This window comes from Nocardioides jiangsuensis, assembly GCF_019679455.1.
Taxonomy (GTDB): domain Bacteria; phylum Actinomycetota; class Actinomycetes; order Propionibacteriales; family Nocardioidaceae; genus Nocardioides_C; species Nocardioides_C jiangsuensis.
Map to the genome: position 1 here is coordinate 1,232,274 of NZ_JAIEZQ010000002.1, position 12,983 is coordinate 1,245,256.

The following is a 12,983-nucleotide window of genomic DNA, read 5'->3' on the forward strand; positions in this document are numbered from 1 at the left end:
CGATGCCGGAGGAGTACGACAGCGACCTGAGGTCGGTGCAGGAGGCGCGCCGGCTCGCGGTGGCCTGCCGCACCGCGCAGCGCGAGTTCGCCTCCGCCTCGCAGGCCGAGGTGGACCGGATCTGCGCGGCGATGGCCGACGCGGTGTTCCGCGACGCCGCCCGGCTGGGCCAGATGGCGCAGGAGGAGACCGGCTACGGGGTGGCCGGGCACAAGCGGATCAAGATCGAGTTCGCGTCGAAGACGGTGTGGGAGTCGATCAAAGACATCCCCACGGTCGGCGTGCTGCGGCGCGACCCGGAGCGGCGGCTCGTCGAGATCGGCTGGCCGGTCGGTGTGGTCGTCGGCCTGTGCCCGTCGACCAACCCCAACTCCACCGCGGTCTACAAGGTGCTGATCTCGGTCAAGGCGCGCAACGGCTGCATCATCGGGCCGCACCCGTCGGCGAAGCGCAGCACGTACGAGGCGGTCCGGCTGATGGCCGAGGCGGGGGAGCGCGCCGGCATGCCCAAAGGCCTGGTCGCCTGCATGCAGGAGGTCAGCCTCCCCGGGTCGCAGGAGCTGATGCGGCACTACGCCACCTCGCTGATCCTGGCCACCGGTGGCACGCCGATGGTGCGCGCGGCCCACAGCGCCGGCAAGCCCGCGCTCGGCGTCGGTCCCGGCAACGTCCCGGTGTACGTCGACCGCAGCGCGGACGTGCTCGCGGCGGCCGAGGCGATCGTGAACAGCAAGGCCTTCGACTGCTCCACGATCTGCGCCACCGAGCAGTCGGTCGTCGCCGACGAGCCGGTCGCGGGCACCCTGCGCGCCGAGATGGAGCGGCTCGGGGCGTACTGGGTCAGCCCCGCTCAGAAGGAGGCCCTGGGCCGGACCGTGTTCAACCCCGGCGGGGGGATGAACCCGCGCGCGGTCGGCAAGACCCCGCAGCAGCTCGCTGCACTCGCCGGCATCGACGTCCCCGCCCACGCCCGGATCCTGGTGGCCGAGCTCGACCGGGTCGGCCGGGAGGAGCCGCTCAGCGCGGAGAAGCTGACCACGGTGCTCGGCTGGTACGTCGAGAAGGGCTGGCGCGCCGGCTGCGAACGCTCGATCGAGCTGCTCCGGTACGGCGGCGACGGGCACTCGCTGGTCATCCACGCCACCGACGAGGACGTCATCCTCGCTTTCGGGATCGAGAAGCCGGCCTTCCGGATCGTCGTCAACTCGTGGGGCACGCTCGGCGCGATCGGCGCCACGACCGGGGTGATGCCGGCGATGACGCTCGCGCCCGGCGGCATCGGCGGCGCGGTGGTCAGCGACAACATCACGGTGACGCACCTGCTGAACGTCAAGCGGCTCGCCTACCCGCTGCAGGACCCGCCCGCCGGGGCGTACGAGCACGCACCCGACGTCCGGGGGGCGCCCCGCCAGGAGGATGGTCGGCCCCGCTCGGGCGCGGCGTCCGGTACGTCGACCGCGGGACCGTCCGCCGGCGCGGGCGACGACCGGGTGGACCGGATCGTCCGCCGGGTGCTCCAGGAGCTGGGGGGTGGTCGATGAGATGCCCCACCACGGGCCGCCCGCCACCGGGCGCGGACCCGACCCTCCGGCGCACGACAACCGCAGCATCCCAGCAACAGCTTCACAGTGAGAGGACACTCCAGTGGCGAATCCCCAGATGATCGCGCTCGGCATGATCGAGACGCGGGGCCTGGTCGGCTCGATCGAGGCGGCCGACGCAATGGTCAAGGCAGCGAACGTCACGCTGATCGGCAAGGAGCAGATCGGCGGCGGCTACGTGACGGTCATGGTCCGCGGCGACGTCGGTGCGGTGAAGGCCGCCACCGACGCGGGCGCGGCCGCGGCCCAGCGGGTCGGCGACCTGGTCAGCGTGCACGTGATCCCGCGGCCGCACGGCGACGTCGAGTTCATCCTGCCCCGGCAGAATCCCGGGACCGCGACCACCACCACGTGACCGGGCGAGCGGACGGCTGAGCCCCGGAGACCGCGATGAGCCGCCGGGTCCACACCGCCGACGAGGTGCTCCGCCATGCGCTCACGGGCGCGACGGAGCTGGTGGTCGCGCCCGGAGACCTGCTCACGCCGCTGGCCCGCGACGTGGCGAGCGAGCGCGGGGTGAGGGTCGTGGTGTCGGACGAACCCCGCGGCGGGCCCGCCGGCGGGGACCGGGGGAGGCCGGCGCGTCCGCGGACCACCCGGCTCCAGCACGTGAAGGGAGTGCACACCATGCCGCTGGCGCCGTTCCCGGTGGAGCTGCACCGGCCGGAGATGGACGTCCGGCTGCGCGACGTCGTGGGCGCCGAGCACGGGCTGCCGATGGCCGCCGGGGTGATGAGCCTGCGGGAGGGGAGCTTCCCGTGGACGCTGGACTACGACGAGGTGGAGTACGTGATCGAGGGGGAGCTGCACATCACCACCGCCGACCAGGCCGTCGTCGGGCACCCCGGTGACGTGATCGCGGTGCCCAAGGGTTCCTCGATCACGTTCGGGACGCCGTCGTGGACGCGCTTCCTCTACGTCACCTACCCGGCCGACTGGGGAGGCGCGGCATGAACGGGTCCGTGCTCGCGCAGACCATGGCGGCGGTGGAGGCGGCGTGCACGTCCGGTCCGCCCGTCGAGGCGCCCGTGGTGGCCAGGGCCGGGGTCGACCTCGGCACCGCCTACACGGTCCTGGTGGCGCTCGACGAGGAGGACCGCCCGCTCGCCGTGGCCTACGAACGGGCGGACGTGGTCCGCGACGGGGTCGTCGTCGACTACCTCGGCGCGATCGACGTGGTCCGCCGGCTGAAGCGCGAGGTCGAGTCGCGGCTGGGCGCGACCGTCGGCTCCGCGCACGGCGCCTACCCGCCCGGCGTACCGCTGAGCGAGGTGCGCGCCGTCCGGCACGTGATCGAGGCCGCCGACCTGGAGTGCAGCGGCCTGGTCGACGAGCCCACCGCCGCCAACGCGGTCCTCGGCCTCCGGGACGGCGTGGTGGTGGACGTCGGGGGAGGCACGACCGGGGTCGCCGTCGTACGGGACGGCGAGGTCGTGCACACCGCCGACGAGGCGACCGGCGGGACGCACCTGACCCTGGTGGTCGCCGGTGCGCTCGGGATCTCCTTCGAGGAGGCCGAGGCGCTCAAGCTGGACCCGGCGGAGCAGTCCCGGCTCCTCCCGCTGGTGCGCCCGGTGATGGAGAAGGTCGCCAGCATCGTGGCCCGCGCCACCGCCGGATGGCCGGCGTCGCCGGTCTGCCTGGTCGGGGGGAGCGTGACGTTCCCCGGCTTCGCCGACGTCGTCTCGGAGAGCCTCCGCCGCGAGGCGGTCGTCCCCGTGTCGCCCCTGTTCGTCACGCCGCTCGGGATCGCGCTGAGCGCTCCCGCCCCCGCGCCGGCGTACGGACCCACCCCCACCCGGGAGCTGTCCCGATGACCCCCTATGACGAGGAGAAGTGCCGCCGTGGCCGATGACTTCGAGCTCCGTGCGTACTGCTACATCGACCGGATGCAGCCGCAGTACGCCGCCTTCGTGGGGACCGTGACCCAGGGTGACCTGCCGATCGAGGGCATGGCCGCGCTGTACGTCGAGATGGCCCCCGGAAACCACGTGTTCCGCGTCGTCGACGTCGCCGTGAAGGCGACCATGGCCCGGCCCGGCGCACAGATCGTCGAGCGGCAGTTCGGCATGTTCGAGCTGCACTCGGAGTCCCAGGCCGAGGTGCTCCAGGCGGGCGACGCCGTGCTGGGCGAGCTGGGGCTGCACGTCGGCGAGCGCAAGCGGCCGCAGATCGCCTCGATGCAGGTGATCACGAACGTCAGCCCCTACCAGTCGCAGCTGCTCAACCGGTTCACCCGCGGCATGATGCTGGTCGCCGGCCAGACGATGCTGGTCATCGAGTGCACCCCCGCCGCCTACATCAACCTCGCCGCGAACGAGGCGGAGAAGGCCGCGGCGGTGAACCTCATGCACGTCACCTCGGTCGGGGTCTTCGGGCGGCTCTGGATGGCCGGGACCGAGTCCGACATCCTGGCCGCGCGCAACGCCGCGGTCGCCGGGCTGGAGGGCATCGATGGCCGGGAGTGAGCGCGGGGACCGGCACGAGCGCCGCCGGTTCATCACCCGGCACGACGTCGAGGACGCCGCGGACGCCGGGCAGCCGATCCGGGTGCGCGGCCGGGACGTGCTCACCGACGAGGCCGCCCAGCGGGCCAACGACCTGGGCGTGGCCGTCGAGCGTGAGGGCGCCGGCGGCGCCAGGTCCGCGACGCGGTCCGCCGCGAGCGCATCCCCGGCGTCCGCGAGGCCCGCATACCCGGCGTCCGGCGGGTCCGCGAACGCGTCGCCCGACGACCTGCGTCGCGCCGTCCGGGCGGCCGTGGTCGCCGAGCTCGGCAGCGAACCACCGGGGCTCGACGCGGCGATCGACCGGGTGCTGCAGCGCCGCTCGCGCTGAGCCGCAGGTAGGCTCAGCCGCCCGCCTGCGCGGGGTAGAGCTGGGCGCGGTCGCCGTCCGACAACGGTGCGCCGCGGGTCAGCGCGACCCCGTTCACCACGACGATGCACGCGCGCGGGTCGATGCCGCACGCCGCGAGCAGGTCGGCGGTCCGCGCGCCCTCGGCGAGGGTCACCGGCTCGTCGTACGGCGCCCGGCCCTCGGCCAGGTGCCCCTTCAACGTGACGCTGACCCGCATCGGGGACGCCTCACCAGCCGGCGGGCTCGCCGTACTGCGCCTCCGCCAGGTGGTCGATGCCCAGCCGTTCCAGGCGCTCCCGCGGCACCAGGAGGCTCAGCTGCACGAACCCGGGCAGCCGGCCGATGTCGACCGCGCCGGAGATCGTGGACCGGTTCTTCACCTCGTCCACGGTCATCTCGAACAGCTTCGCCGCCCGGGCCACCGCGTTGTCGACGGCGGCGTTGAGGAACGGCCCGGACCCGAGCACCTGCACCGGCAGCATCGGGCCCTCCAGCGAGGTGGCGTTCGCGGCGGCGAGTGCCTGGCCGCGGGCGACCTCGTCCGCGGTGAACGGCCGGGCCAGGAACGGCAGGTCCTCGACCGGCGGGAGCAGCAACGGCCCGTCGAGCTCCAGGCCCTTGATCACGTCGACGCGGACCACGAGCCGGGCGCCGATGTCGGTGGTGTGCACCGCGACCTCGCCGTCGCCGATCATCGCGTGCACGTCCCCGGCGTAGATGCCGGCGCCGTCGACCTTGACGGGGACGATCACCACGCTGCCCTGACGCACCGAGTCGACGTCCATGTGCACGTCGGTGCGCATCTCGAGCTGCTCCTCGGTGACCGCGAACTCGTGCTCCGCGCCGACCAGGAACGCGCCGAAGTCGCCGCAGTTGTGCGAGCTCGGCAGGTCGATCGCGGGGATCGAGCCGAGGTTGCCCGCGGAGATCCGGCACCGGGTCATCGTGCCCACCAGGTCCGCCCGGCCGAGCGCCACGATCGGGTGCTGCGTGGAGTGCTCGGTCAGCGCCACCATCGCCCGGGCGTCGCGGGCCAGCTCCTCGGCGCGGCCCGGCGCGACCGTGACGCCGATGCCCTTCGGGTCGTCGAAGACCATCGTGTAGCCCTCGATCATGTGGAACGGGATCACCTCGCTGTGACAGGTCGCGCACTTCACCGCGGACTCGCCGATGCCGTCGAGATAGGTGTCGGGGTAGAGGAAGTGGCGGCCGTCGTCCCGGCAGGTCGGGCAGATGTTCGCGACGAACGGGTCGCTGATGAACCGGTCCTCCACGCCGACGTGGGTGCCCGAGGTGGTGGCACGTGACGTCTGCTCCAGCGTCTCGATGTAGAGCGCGACCGCGTCGCCGACCTTCGCGCCGTCCACGCGTACCGGCAGCGTCACCTCGTGGCCGCTGCGGATCGACGGGGTGATCATCGGACCCCAGCAGCCGGGCACGGTGATGTACTCGATGTGGCCCCCGTCCTTGACCGGGCCGAGCATCTCGTTGCTGGGACCGACGATGTCGGTGTAGCGGTCCACCAGGACGTGGTCCTGGGCCAGGTCGTGGGTGAGCTCGACGGTCATCGAAAGACCTCCTCGGGGCAGGTGGCGGTGTCGTCGGGACACCGGCCGCCGCGGCGGGAGGAGCCTGGAGGCACCGACCCGCGCCGGGGGTGCCCGTGCGTCGAACGTACGACGGGGGACCGGGGCTCGACAGGGCCGAAGGTCCCGGCACGGAGCCGCCGCGACGACCATGGGAACAACCACCTCACCGGCGCCCGGAGCCCGTACCGTGCGAGGTATGGCAGGTCTCGTCGACCGCGCGGACGACTACCAGCGACGCCACCGCGTCGTGGGGGCCCCGTTGGCCGTGGTCTACAAGTTCTTCGACGACCAGGGCAACTACCTGGCCGCGATCATCACCTACTACTCCTTCGTCGCGATCTTCCCGCTGCTGCTGATCGCGTCGTCTGTGCTCGGCTTCGTGCTCCAGGGCAACGAGGAGCTCGAGCGGGACATCCTGTCCTCGGCGCTCAGCCAGTTCCCGATCGTCGGCACCCAGCTCGGCCGGCCCGAAGGACTCCAGGGCAGCACGTCGGCCGTGGTGGTCGGCTCGCTCGCCGCGCTGTACGGCGTCGTGGGTCTGGGGCAGGCGGCGCAGAACGTGGTCAACGCGGCCTGGGCGGTGCCGCGCAACAGCCGGCTGAACCCGGTGGTGAGCCGGGTGCGCAGCTTCCTCCTGCTCGTCCTGGCCGGCTTCGCGGTCCTCGCCGTGGCACTGCTGTCGAGCGTGGCCAGCCACCTGGAGGTCTTCGGCACCGACGTGGACCTGAGCGTGCGGCTGGTCTTCCGGGTGGCCGCGGTGGCACTCAGCGCCCTCGTGCTCGCGCTGATGATGAGCCACGCCACCGCGGAGCACCACCCGCTGCGCGTCGTCCTCCCCGGGGCGGTGGCGATGGCGCTGATGTGGCAGCTGCTCCAGGTCCTCGGCGGCATCTACGTCGCCCGGGTGCTGAGCAGGGCGAGCGACATGAACGGCGTCTTCGCCCTGGTCCTCGGCCTGGTCGCCCTGCTCTACGTGGCGGCGGTGATGGCGGTGCTCGGCATCGAGATCAACGTGGTGCTCGCCAAGCGGCTCTACCCGCGCTCGCTGCTCACCCCGTTCACCGACGACGTCGACCTCACCGAGGCCGACCGGCGGGTCTACACCGACGCCGCGAAGAGCACCCGCCACAAGGGCTTCGAGCACGTGTCGGTCACCTTCGCCAAGGACACCGCCGGCCCCGAGGGCGACGCGGGGGCGGAGGGCACGGGCGACCCCGAGGCGACCGACGCCGCCAGGTGACCGAGCGTCCGGCCCTCCGCGAGGTGATGGACCACGGCGCCGACGCCCGCCCCGATCGTGGCGCCGGCGACCACGTCCCCGGGGAAGTGCACCCCGGTGTGCACCCGTGAGTAGGCGACGACGGTGGCGAGCGCGCGGAGGGCCGAGTCCAGCTGGGGTACGGCGGTCCCCACGGCCGTGGAGAACGCGAACGCGGAGGCGGCGTGGCCCGACGGGTACGACGCCGACCGCGGCATCGTGACGACGTGGGTGCGGACGGTCTCGAGGCGCAGCGGCCGCTCCCGCCGGAACACCGGCTTCACCGCGAGGTTCACGATGGCCGAGGTGGCTCCGAGCGCCGCGAGACCGGTGAGCGCGGCGCGACGTGGCCGCTCGCCGAGCAGGCTCATCCCCAGCGCGATCGAGACCCAGAGCCGCGAGTGGTCGGCGGCGTGCGAGATCCGGGCGAGGGCGTGGTCGAGGGTCGGCGAGGGCGTCGCGTGCACGGCGTCGTACACCGCGCGGTCCAGGACGACGAGCTCCCGGCCCGCCTGCCGGAGCGTCTCGGCCGCGCTCACCGAACCGACCGCCGGGAGGAGAACGACGCGAGCTCGCGGAGCCGGACCCAGCTCCACGGGGGGCGGTGCCGGGGCACACCCGGGCGGTCGCGGGGCACCCGGACCCGGAGCGCCCGGGGGCGCACCGTGCAGCGCACCGGGGTCGGCAGGACGAGCGCCTCGCCGTCGACGGCGACCGGGATCTGCGGGGTGTCCGCCTCGACGACGACCTCCGCGGCCGCCACCGAGATCAGTCCGCGGTCGCTGCCGCCGCGCAGCAGACCGACCGCGTGCACGGCGTTGTCGACGGTGACCGCGACCATGCCGAGCAGCCCACCGTCGAGCCGGGCCCGGCGCCCCATCCCGGCCACGTCGCCCAGGCCGTACGGGTTGTCGCTGACCAGCACTGCCTGGGGTTGCTCCACGACGACCCCGTCCGCGCGCGCGGTGAGGCGGGGCTCGGCGTGCGCGCTGATCAGGTCGGGGAGGATCCGCAGCGTCGTCCGCCTCTTGTCGTCGCGGTACGCCGGGCTCTGCACCACCGTGGCGTACGCGCCGAACGACGCGTTGTTCACGAAGGTGCGGCCACCGACCGTGCCGAGGTCCACGTGCAGCTCGACGGCGTCCTCGGTGAGCGCGGCCAGGCACGTGGACGGGTCGTCGCGGTCGAGCCCGAGGTCGAGCGCGAAGTGGTTCCGGGTGCCGGCACTGACCACGAGGAAGGGCAGGTCGTGCTCGGCGGCCACGCCGGCGACGAGCGCCTGCGTGCCGTCCCCGCCGGCGACCCCGAGCAGGTCCGCGCCCCGGGCCACGGCGTCCTCGGCGAGGGTCCGTACGTCGACCGAGTCCGGCCCGAGCAGGGCGACCTCGGCGCCCAGCGCCTCGGCCTTCTCCTTCAGCCCGAAGCGACCGACCTTTCCGCCGCCCGAGCGGGGGTTCATGATCAGGAACGAGCGACGCGGCGGCGGGACCACGTGCTCCGGCATCGGGGTCTGCCGGTTGTCCGGCGCGAGCGCGGCCCGTCCGGCGAGGACGACACCCGCCAGCAGGGCGAGCAGGACGACCGTCAGCACGAGCAGGCCGGCCGCGACGAAGATCGCGATGACGACCAGCGGCGTGAGGACGATGAGCGCCAGGGCCAGCCAGCGCACCAGCCCGCGGCGGGAGAGGAACCAGTACGTCGCCGCGACGACCACGACCAGGCCGAGGGCCGCAGCGAGGAGCAGGCGACCGTCCGCGCGCGAGGTGAACGCGAGGAGCAGCGCGAGCGAGACACCGAGGAGCGCGAAGACAAGCCGTGCCAGCCATCGCTGACGGGACAGTCCCTCGCGCTCGGACCGCAGGGTCAAGGCGTGACTGCGGCCGCGGCGTCCTGGGTCGACGTCGCCTCACGCCCGGCCGCCGGGTGCGAGGTGGACCAGGTGAACTCGACCTCGACCTCGACCTCGTCACCCTCGACCTCGACCTCGAACTCCGCCTGGACCCGGTCCGGGATGTGCAGGTCGACGGTGGCGCGGCCGAGCGGCAGCTGCGCGTGCCCGCCCTTCGCGAACGCCTCGGACAGCGCCTTGAGCCAGACCGCCGCCTCCTCCCGGGACAACGACTGCTTGCGCTCCAGCTTGACGTCAGACATCCTCGCGATCCTCTCCACGTCGGAGGGCAGCGGCGGGCCTCACCACGAAGCCCGACCACCGGCTGCCCGACCGTCCTTGCTCACCCTGCGGGGAGCGGCGGAGCCGCGCATCACCTCGCCGGGATGAAGTCGGCGCCGCGCCAGGGCCGGGCGCCGTCACCCGGGCGCGCCGGGTCGGGCCGATCGGGGCACGCGGCGCGCGGCCGGGTGGCAGCATGACCTCATGAGCGAGCCGCTCCTGACGCCGGCCCTCGAGTCCGGCGGCACCGCAGCGCACATCGAGCTGACCGAGCGCCGGGTAGCGCACAACTACCACCCGCTGCCGGTCGTGCTCAGCGCGGCCGAGGGCGCGTGGGTCACCGACGTCGAGGGCCGGCGCTACCTCGACTGCCTGGCCTCCTACTCGGCGCTGAACTTCGGCCACGGCCACCCGCGTCTGCTCGCCGTCGCCCACGAGCAGCTCGACCGGCTCACGCTGACCAGCCGCGCCTTCTACAACGACCAGCTCGGTCCGTTCGCCCGCGACCTCGCCGCGCTCACCGGCAAGGACCTGGTGCTGCCGATGAACAGCGGCGCCGAGGGGGTGGAGACCGCGATCAAGGTGAGCCGGCGCTGGGGCTACGAGGTCAAGGGCGTCCCCGAGGACACCGCGTCGATGGTGGTGATGGAGGGCAACTTCCACGGCCGGACGACGACGATCATCAGCTTCTCCACCGACGAGGTCGCCCGACGCCACTACGCGCCGTACACCCCGGGCTTCCGGGTCGTCCGGTACGGCGACGCTGCCGCGATCGAGGACGCGATCGACGAGACGACGGTCGCGGTCCTGCTGGAGCCGATCCAGGGTGAGGCGGGCGTGATCATCCCGCCCGACGGTTACCTGCGCGAGGTCCGGGCACTCTGCGACCGGCGCAACGTGCTCATGGTCGCCGACGAGATCCAGTCCGGCCTGGCCCGCACCGGCGAGACCTTCGCCTGCGACCACGAGGGCGTCGTCCCGGACGTCTACATCCTCGGCAAGGCGCTCGCCGGCGGGCTGTACCCGCTCTCCGCGGTCGCCGCCGACCACGGCGTGCTCGACGTGATCACGCCCGGCTCGCACGGCTCCACCTTCGGCGGCAACCCGCTCGCGGCGAGGATCGGCCGCGAGGTGGTGGCGATGCTTCGCACCGGGGAGTTCCAGGAGCGGTCCACCCGGCTCGGCGCGGTGATGGCACAGGGGCTGAGGTCGCTGGTCGGGCAGGGCGTGCTGGCCGTCCGGTGCCGCGGGCTGTGGGCCGGGGTGGACGTCGACCCGGCGCTGGTGACGGGACGGGAGCTGTGCGAGGCGCTGCTGCGGCGCGGCGTGCTGGCCAAGAACACCCACGGCTCCACGATCCGGCTCGCGCCCCCGTTGGTGGCGACCGAGGACGACGTCCTCCTCATGGTCGACGCGATCCGGGGTGCGGTCGCCGACGCGTCCTCGGCGTAGCGAGGCGGGCGCCTCCGAGGTACGGAGGGGACTGGCTGGTCGCCTGTTCGGCTGACATCCTGCCAAGGGTGAACACGACCGCGCTGCTCCGGGCCGCCCACCTCGGGCCGACCGTCGCGGTCACGGTCGTGGCCGCCCTCCTCGCCGCCGCGGCAGACGTCGGCCCGGCGACGTGGGTGCTGGTGGTCCTGGCGGTGCTGACCGGGCAGCTGACCATCGGGTGGTCGAACGACCTCGTCGACGCACGGCGCGACCGGCAGGTCGGCCGTACGGACAAGCCGCTGGCCACCGGGGAGCTACCGCGTCCGGTCGCGCTCGCCGCGGTGTCCTCGTCGGCGGCCGCCTGCGTGGTGCTCTCCCTCGCCCTGGGCTGGCCCGCCGGGCTCGTGCACCTCGGTCCCTGCGTCGGGTCGGGGCTGGCCTACAACCTCGGGCTGAAGTCCACGCGCTGGTCGTGGCTGCCCTACGCCGTCGCCTTCGCGAGCCTGCCCGCGGTCGTGACGCTCGCGGCCGAGCCGCCGGCCCTGCCGCCGTGGCCGGTGGTCGTGGCGGGCGGACTCCTCGGGGTGGGGGCGCACTTCGTCAACGTGCTGCCCGACCTCGACGACGATGCCGCGACCGGCGTGAGGGGGCTCCCGCACCGGCTCGGAGCCCGGAGGTCGCAGCGGGCGGCCACCGCCGTCCTGGTGACCGGCTCCCTGGCCGTGGTGCTGGGACCGCCCGGTGTCCCCGCCACCGCCGCCTGGGTCGCGCTCGGCGTGACCCTCCTGCTCGCGGTCGCCGCGTTCAGCGGCACCGGCCGGACGCCGTTCCGGGCCGCCGTGGGCATCGCGCTGGTGAACGTCGCGATGATCACGATGGCCGGGTAGGGCCGGTGACCCCGCCGCGCGTCTGGGACCTGGCCGTCGTCGGCGCCGGTCCGGCCGGCGCGGCCGCGGCGCTCGGGGCCCTGCACGCACGGCCCGGGCTCTCCGTGCTGCTGGTCGACCGGTCCGACTTCCCCCGGGACAAGTCCTGCGGCGACGGCATCGCACCGCACGTCCTGGACCTGCTCGCCGAGGTCGGCGTCACGGGCCTGGTCCACGACCGGGTGCCTGTCACCCGTCTGCGGCTCGAGCGTGGGCGGGCCACGGTCGCCCGCACCATGCGCCGGGCGGCCTGGGTCGTGCCGCGCTCGGTCTTCGACGCCCGGCTCGTCGACGCGGCGTGCGACGCCGGGGCGCACCTGCTCCGGCACCGGGTCCGCGACATCGCCGTGGGGCGGCAGGGTGTCCGTCTCGACGGGAGCATCACCGCCAGGCTCGTGGTCGGCGCGGACGGCGCGCACTCCCGGGTCCGCGCGAGCACGGGCGCGCGGCGGACGTCGACGGCGCTGGCGTTGCGCGCCTACGCGCCGGTGGTCCCGGGACGCGAAGGCGAGCAGGTGATCGCCTTCGGCAGCGGCCGCGCGCCGGCGTACGCCTGGTCCTTCGACCGCGGGGACGGGCTCGCGAACGTGGGCTACGGGGAGCTGCTCTCGCCGGACCGGCCCCAGCCGACGCGGTCCTCGCTGGTCGCCCGGCTGGAGGACCTGCTGCCCGGGTCCATCGCCGGGGCGACCGGATGGCGGGGTCACCACCTGCCGCTGTCACCCGCGCGGTGGGCGCACCCGGACGGCCGGGTGCTTCTCGCCGGCGACGCCGCGGGACTGGTCAACCCGCTGACCGGCGAGGGCATCTACTACGCGGTGGCGACGGGCCTGGCCGCGGGCCGGACGGCAGCGGAGGCGTTGGCCCACGGCGACGGCGCCGACGCCGGCCGCGCGTACCGGCGGGCGGTCCGCTCCCTGCTGGCCGGCCACCTGCGGCACACCGCGCTCGCGGGAGGCCTTGCCAGGTCGGGGCGGGTGCTGGAGGCTGGCATGCTCGCGGCGTCGCGGGACCAGCGCGTGTTCGACGACCTGGTCGAGCTGGGCCTGGGCCGCGGGCGGATCACGCCGGCGGTCGTCGGGGGGCTGCTCCACGCGGCCGGCGGGCGGCTCGTACATGCGGCGAAGGAGCGGGGGTAACCGGGAA

At 74.0% G+C, this 12,983-nt stretch carries 14 protein-coding genes and 1 pseudogene; 10 read left to right on the top strand and 5 right to left on the bottom strand.

Annotation, left to right across the window (positions count from 1 at the left end):
• The first annotated feature begins 2 nt into the window (after positions 1 to 2).
• The 6 genes from K1X13_RS14280 (at position 3) to K1X13_RS14305 (ending at position 4,439) form a co-directional block, all read left to right on the top strand.
• Positions 3 to 1,541 (top strand): aldehyde dehydrogenase family protein, encoded by a 1,539-nt coding sequence (locus K1X13_RS14280; protein WP_221025686.1) that lies wholly within the window; start codon positions 3 to 5, stop codon positions 1,539 to 1,541.
• A gap of 118 nt (positions 1,542 to 1,659) precedes the next feature.
• Entirely contained in the window at positions 1,660 to 1,956 is a 297-nt protein-coding gene (gene eutM / locus K1X13_RS14285) for an ethanolamine utilization microcompartment protein EutM (protein ID WP_221026088.1), read from the top strand.
• Between the two features lie 35 nt (positions 1,957 to 1,991).
• Positions 1,992 to 2,555 (top strand): cupin domain-containing protein, encoded by a 564-nt coding sequence (locus K1X13_RS14290; RefSeq protein WP_221025687.1) that lies wholly within the window; start codon positions 1,992 to 1,994, stop codon positions 2,553 to 2,555.
• Positions 2,552 to 3,418 carry an ethanolamine utilization protein EutJ gene (gene eutJ, locus K1X13_RS14295; protein WP_221025688.1) on the top strand — a complete coding sequence of 289 codons (867 nt, stop codon included), beginning with the start codon at positions 2,552 to 2,554 and terminating at the stop codon, positions 3,416 to 3,418. The genes K1X13_RS14290 and eutJ overlap by 4 nt, the downstream gene beginning before the upstream one ends.
• A gap of 27 nt (positions 3,419 to 3,445) precedes the next feature.
• On the top strand, positions 3,446 to 4,069 hold the full coding sequence (locus K1X13_RS14300; RefSeq protein ID WP_221025689.1) for a hypothetical protein: 624 nt from the start codon (positions 3,446 to 3,448) through the stop codon (positions 4,067 to 4,069).
• Entirely contained in the window at positions 4,056 to 4,439 is a 384-nt protein-coding gene (locus tag K1X13_RS14305) for a hypothetical protein (protein ID WP_221025690.1), read from the top strand. Before K1X13_RS14300 ends, K1X13_RS14305 begins: the two co-directional genes overlap by 14 nt.
• A 13-nt stretch (positions 4,440 to 4,452) precedes the next feature.
• Here K1X13_RS14305 and K1X13_RS14310 read toward each other — a convergent pair whose 3' ends face one another.
• Together K1X13_RS14310 and K1X13_RS14315 are read right to left on the bottom strand one after the other, a co-directional pair.
• Complete coding sequence (locus K1X13_RS14310; RefSeq protein WP_221025691.1) at positions 4,453 to 4,677, bottom strand: MoaD/ThiS family protein; 225 nt, start codon at positions 4,675 to 4,677, stop codon at positions 4,453 to 4,455.
• A gap of 10 nt (positions 4,678 to 4,687) precedes the next feature.
• Complete coding sequence (locus K1X13_RS14315; protein ID WP_221025692.1) at positions 4,688 to 6,028, bottom strand: acetamidase/formamidase family protein; 1,341 nt, start codon at positions 6,026 to 6,028, stop codon at positions 4,688 to 4,690.
• A gap of 217 nt (positions 6,029 to 6,245) precedes the next feature.
• Here K1X13_RS14315 and K1X13_RS14320 point away from each other — a divergent pair, with 217 nt between their 5' ends.
• Positions 6,246 to 7,289, top strand: coding sequence for a YihY/virulence factor BrkB family protein (locus K1X13_RS14320; protein ID WP_221025693.1), 1,044 nt, complete (start codon positions 6,246 to 6,248; stop codon positions 7,287 to 7,289).
• Positions 7,290 to 7,363: 74 nt separating this feature from the next.
• Here K1X13_RS14320 and K1X13_RS19195 read toward each other — a convergent pair.
• The 3 genes and pseudogenes from K1X13_RS19195 to K1X13_RS14330 all read right to left on the bottom strand — a co-directional run.
• Positions 7,364 to 7,678: pseudogene (locus tag K1X13_RS19195) on the bottom strand (phosphatase PAP2 family protein); the annotation flags it as partial.
• A 164-nt stretch (positions 7,679 to 7,842) separates the two neighbouring features.
• A complete protein-coding gene (locus K1X13_RS14325) occupies positions 7,843 to 9,174 on the bottom strand; it encodes a diacylglycerol/lipid kinase family protein (RefSeq protein ID WP_221025694.1) in 1,332 nt (443 codons plus the stop codon).
• Complete coding sequence (locus tag K1X13_RS14330; protein WP_221025695.1) at positions 9,171 to 9,458, bottom strand: amphi-Trp domain-containing protein; 288 nt, start codon at positions 9,456 to 9,458, stop codon at positions 9,171 to 9,173. The genes K1X13_RS14325 and K1X13_RS14330 overlap by 4 nt, the downstream gene beginning before the upstream one ends.
• 223 nt (positions 9,459 to 9,681) lie before the next feature.
• Here K1X13_RS14330 and rocD point away from each other — a divergent pair, with 223 nt between their 5' ends.
• The 3 genes from rocD (at position 9,682) to K1X13_RS14345 (ending at position 12,976) form a co-directional block, all read left to right on the top strand.
• Positions 9,682 to 10,929, top strand: a complete 1,248-nt coding sequence (gene rocD / locus K1X13_RS14335) for an ornithine--oxo-acid transaminase (protein ID WP_221025696.1) — start codon at positions 9,682 to 9,684, stop codon at positions 10,927 to 10,929.
• Positions 10,930 to 10,997: 68 nt separating this feature from the next.
• The gene (locus K1X13_RS14340; protein ID WP_221025697.1) at positions 10,998 to 11,798 is read left to right on the top strand and encodes a UbiA family prenyltransferase; all 801 of its coding nucleotides are present in this window, start codon (positions 10,998 to 11,000) and stop codon (positions 11,796 to 11,798) included.
• Between the two features lie 5 nt (positions 11,799 to 11,803).
• Complete coding sequence (locus K1X13_RS14345; protein WP_221025698.1) at positions 11,804 to 12,976, top strand: NAD(P)/FAD-dependent oxidoreductase; 1,173 nt, start codon at positions 11,804 to 11,806, stop codon at positions 12,974 to 12,976.
• Positions 12,977 to 12,983: the final 7 nt, after the last annotated feature.